5 protein-coding genes and 1 pseudogene are annotated in these 4,343 nt (G+C 74.0%); 3 read left to right on the top strand and 3 right to left on the bottom strand.

What is annotated here, in order from left to right; translation table 11 throughout:
• Together ACTIR_RS0103515 and ACTIR_RS0103510 are read right to left on the bottom strand one after the other, a co-directional pair.
• Positions 1-671: glycosyltransferase (locus ACTIR_RS0103515; protein ID WP_026453244.1), on the bottom strand; the 671-nt coding region annotated here is incomplete at its 3' end.
• A gap of 4 nt (positions 672-675) precedes the next feature.
• Positions 676-1,557, bottom strand: coding sequence for an alpha/beta fold hydrolase (locus ACTIR_RS0103510; protein ID WP_026453243.1), 882 nt, complete (start codon positions 1,555-1,557; stop codon positions 676-678).
• Positions 1,558-1,627: 70 nt separating this feature from the next.
• On the opposite strand from ACTIR_RS0103510, the gene ACTIR_RS0103505 reads away from it, so the two are divergent.
• The gene (locus ACTIR_RS0103505; RefSeq protein ID WP_026453242.1) at positions 1,628-2,359 is read left to right on the top strand and encodes an SDR family NAD(P)-dependent oxidoreductase; all 732 of its coding nucleotides are present in this window, start codon (positions 1,628-1,630) and stop codon (positions 2,357-2,359) included.
• A 126-nt stretch (positions 2,360-2,485) separates the two neighbouring features.
• Here the strand turns inward: ACTIR_RS0103505 and ACTIR_RS0103500 are convergent, their stop codons facing one another.
• Positions 2,486-3,544 (bottom strand): UDP-N-acetylmuramate dehydrogenase, encoded by a 1,059-nt coding sequence (locus ACTIR_RS0103500; protein WP_026453241.1) that lies wholly within the window; start codon positions 3,542-3,544, stop codon positions 2,486-2,488.
• A gap of 25 nt (positions 3,545-3,569) precedes the next feature.
• Here ACTIR_RS0103500 and ACTIR_RS0103495 point away from each other — a divergent pair, with 25 nt between their 5' ends.
• Positions 3,570-4,073 (top strand): DUF2505 domain-containing protein, encoded by a 504-nt coding sequence (locus ACTIR_RS0103495; protein WP_026453240.1) that lies wholly within the window; start codon positions 3,570-3,572, stop codon positions 4,071-4,073.
• A pseudogene (locus ACTIR_RS0103490) lies at positions 4,052-4,343 on the top strand (class I SAM-dependent methyltransferase); the annotation flags it as partial. The gene ACTIR_RS0103495 and the pseudogene ACTIR_RS0103490, both read left to right, overlap by 22 nt.

Below are 4,343 nucleotides of genomic sequence, written 5' to 3'. Positions count from 1 at the left end.
CGGGCGTCGGCCGACGGGCCGGGCCGGAACCGCGCGAGGTCCACCCCCGGCGACACCGTCCGCACGGCGCGCGGGTCCGCGCCGTAGAGCCGCGTGAGCTGGTCACCCTCGACGTCGGTGTTCACCACGAGCCGGTCGGCCTCGGCGACCACCTGCTGCTCGCCGATCACCCGGGTGCGCGGTTCGGGGGTGTCGCCGTCCGCGAGCGCGGCGTTCTTCACCTTCGCCAGGGTGTGTGCCGTGTGCACCAGCGGCACCCCCCAGCGGTCCCGGGCGAGCCAGCCGACCTGGCCGGACAGCCAGTAGTGCGAGTGGATGAGGTCGTAGTGCCCCGGCTCCTGGAACGCCTCCGTGCGCAGCACCCCCGAGGTGAACGCGCACAGCTGGGACGGCAGTTCGGAGCGGCTCAGCGGTTCGAACGGCCCCGCGGGGATGTGCCGCACGAGCACCCCGGGCGCCAGTTCGGCGACCGGCGGCTGGTCGGAGGACGTGGCGCGGGTGAACACCTCGACGCTGGTGCCGCGGCGGGCCATCTCCCGCGCGGTCCGGGCGATGTAGACGTTCATGCCCCCGGCGTCCCCGGTGCCCGGCTGTTCCAGCGGGGAGGTGTGCAGGGACAGCACCGCCACCCGGCGCGGCCGGGCGGCCGACCGGTACCAGGAGATCGTCACCGAATCACCTTTCTGCTCGGCCGTCGAGGCCCCCGACGGCCTGACGTCCGGCGAACCGCAGCAGGGTGGTGTCGAACTCGGGTGCGGACTCGACGAACGGGACGTGGCCTACACCCGACCACCAACGCGTGACGGCCCCGGGAATCTTCCCGGCCGCGTACTCGCCCGCCGTGATGTCGACGACAGCGTCGGCGTCGCCGTGCAGCACCAGCGTCGGGACGTCGACCGCTTCGAGCACGTCGGCGCTGTCGACGTCGCGCCGGAAGAGGGCGCCGCGCACCGCCGGCGGCACCGCCAGGGTCGCCCCGAGCAGGGCCTGCGTGGTCGACCCCGGAACCGGGCGGGCCGTCATGCCCTCGGCGAGTCCGGTGAGCGCGGGCAGTGCCACGGCCGGGTCGTCGGACAGCGCGTCCGGCAGCGCCGAGGCCATCGCCGGGCCCACGCTGCCGCCGGGCCGTCCCCGGCCGATCTCGGTGATCGCGCCGACCAGCACCAGCCCGGCCAGGCCCCGCGTGCCGTACACACGCAGGTAGTCGGTGATCACCAGGCCGCCGTAGGACCAGCCGACCAGCACGGTGGGCCGCCCCAGCAGGCGCAGCACCGCGGCGACGTCGTCGGCCCAGGCGGCCGGGTCGTCGTAGCCGCCGTCCGGGACGTCCGAACAGCCGTGCCCGCGCAGGTCCATCGCGGCGAGCGGGAACCGGCCCGCCAGGTCCGGGTCGGTGAGCTGGGTGTGCCACGCCCGTGCCGACTGGGCCCAGCCGTGCAGGAACAGGATCGCCGGGGTCGTGTCCGGGGTGTCCGGCCCGGAGGCGCCGCCCCCGGGATCACCGCCGGTCAGGACGCTGATCCGGACACCCGATGCGCCGACGACGTCCGTCCGCATCCGTTCGTCGCTCCTCCCGCGGGCACCAGTGCTTCGGCGGTGCCACACTACCTGGCAGCATCTGCAGGCCATGAGCACCCGAACCGCAGTGATCACCGGAGCGAGCGCGGGCATCGGCGAGGCCGCCGCCCGCGCGCTGGCCGGGGCCGGCTTCCACGTCGTCCTCGGGGCACGGCGGCTCGACCGGCTGCGACCGCTGGCCGAGGAACTGTCCGGCACCGCGCACCTGCTCGACGTCACCGACGCGGAGTCGGTCGAGTCGTTCGTCCACCAGATCCCGGAGTGCCACGTGCTGGTGAACAACGCGGGCGGCGCACGCGGGCTGGAGCGGGTCGAGGAGGCCAACGAGGACAACTGGCGCTGGATGTGGCAGACGAACGTGCTGGGCACACTGCGGGTGACCAAGGCGTTGCTGCCGAAGCTGATCGCCTCCGGAGACGGCCACGTGATCACGGTCACATCCATCGCCGGGCACGAGGTCTACGACGGCGGCGCGGGCTACACCTCCGCCAAGCACGCCCAGTCGGCGCTGCACCAGACCCTGCGCTCGGAGCACCTGGGCGACCCGCTGCGGCTGACCGAGGTGATCCCGGGGATGGTGGAGACGGAGTTCTCGCTGAACCGCTTCGAGGGCGACACCGAGCGCGCCGCGCAGGTGTACCAGGGCCTGCAGCCGTTGACCGCCGAGGACGTGGCCGACGTCATCGCCTTCGCCGCGACCCGCCCCCCGCACGTCAACCTCGACCAGATCACCGTCAAACCCCGCGCCCAACACCACGGCAGCCGCGTCCACCGCGAGTGACCCTCCCCCGGCGGAGGTAACCGTGAAGGGCACTTTCCCTGCGTGTGACGCAGTGAATGTGCCCCTCGCTGCGCGACACGCAGGGAAGGTGCCCTTCACGGCAACACCCTGGGTGACCGGCCCGGGTCAGAGCTTGCAGTTGATCAGGAGGGGTTCCGGGGTGAGTGTCACGCCGAAGTGGGTGCGGACGCCGTCGCGGACCTCGCGGGCCAGGGCGAGCAGGTCGGACGTCGTCGCCGCGCCGCGGTTGGTCAGGGCCAGGGTGTGTTTCGTGGACAGCGACACCCGGGCGCCGGGGCCCGGGTGACCCCTGGTGAAACCGGCGCGTTCGATCAGCCACGCCGCCGAGAGCTTGACCCCTCCGTCGGCCGGGTAGCGCGGCACGGTGACGTCGTCGCCGAGCACCTCGGCGATCCGGGCGAGCACCGTGTCCAGCTCCGACTCGGGCACGATCGGGTTGGTGAAGAACGACCCTGCGCTCCACGTGTCGTGGTCACCGGGATCGAGCACCATGCCCTTGCCCCGCCGCAGCCCCAGCACCGCCTCGCGCGCCTCCGCGGCGGGCACCCGGGCGCCGATGTCGACACCGAGCGCACGCGCCAGCTCGGCGTAACGCACGGGCGCGGACAGCCCGTCGGTGTACAGCCGGAACCGCACGGTCAGCACCACCCCGGTGTCGGTGCCCTTCAGCACGCTGGTGCGGTAGGCGAAGCCGAGGTCGGCGGCGCCGAGGGTGCGGATCTCGGCGGTGCGCCGGTCGTAGACGTCGACCGAGTCGAGCACCTCACTGACCTCGCGGCCGTAGGCGCCCACGTTCTGGATCGGCGTCGCCCCGGCCGAGCCGGGGATGCCGGACAGGCACTCCAGGCCGCCCAGCCCGGCCGCGACCGTGGCGGCGACGTACTCGTCCCAGTCCTGGCCCGCCGCCACCGTCTCCCCGTCGGTGCCGGACCACCCGGTGGTGGCGATGCGGACCACGGTGCCGTCGAAGCCGTCGTCGCCGACGACGAGGTTCGACCCGCCGCCCACGAGTAGCACGGGTTCGCCGTCCGCGTCCCGTTCGCGCACGGCGGCGACCAGCGCGTCGGTGCTCTCCGCCCGCACGAACCGTCGCGCGGCGCCGCCCAGGCGCAGCGTGGTGTGGGCGCTCAGCCGTTCGGTGCCCACCGTTCCGTCAGTGCTCACGGGGGCCCACGGTACTGTCCCCGCCATGGCCACCCCCATCGAGCACCGGGCGAGGTATGTCCACGGCACCGACGAGGTGTTCGCCGCCCACACCGACGAGCGGGCACTGCGGGCCCGGCTCGCCCGCACGGGTGGTCCGCACGCCGAGCTCCCGACGCACGAGACCACCGCGGACGGGGTCCGCTACACGCTCGTGCAGGGCATCGACGCGGCGATGCTGCCCGGGGCCGTGCGCCGCGTCCACCGCGGTGACCTGGTGGTGCACCGGGAGCACAGCTGGACCGACCACGGCACCGGGCGCTACACCGGCACGGTCGCGGTGCACGTCGCCGACCTCCCCGGCCGGCTCACCGCCGACACGGAAATCACCTCGGAGGGTGAGCACAGCGTGGTGTGGACCCGTGGGTCCGTCGCCGTACGGCTGCCGCTGGTCGGCGGCAGGCTGGAGAACGTCGTCGCCGAGCAGGTCACCCGGCTGCTCGACGCCGAGGCGGAATTCACGGTGCAGTGGCTCGCGGGCCGGAGCTGATCGGCGCGCCGACCCGCGGCACCACCAACCCGAACCGGTTGCGCCGGGTCGACCGCTGGCTCGTGGCCGCCCCGGCGGTGCGCCGCGCCCTGTCGGCGTCCGACGATCCCCTGGTGGTGGACCTCGGCTACGGCGCGTCCCCGGTGACCACCGTGGAACTGGCACGCAGACTGACGGCCCTCCGGCGGGACGTGCGGGTGCTGGGGCTGGAGCTGGACGCCGACCGGGTGGCGGCGGGCCGCGCGGTGGCCGACCCGCCGCGGCTGGACT

It is taken from the genome of Saccharomonospora iraqiensis subsp. iraqiensis (genome assembly GCF_000430445.1).
Lineage (GTDB): Bacteria > Actinomycetota > Actinomycetes > Mycobacteriales > Pseudonocardiaceae > Saccharomonospora > Saccharomonospora iraqiensis.
Note: the sequence above shows the minus strand (reverse complement) of the source record. Positions and strands in the feature narration are given on the sequence as shown.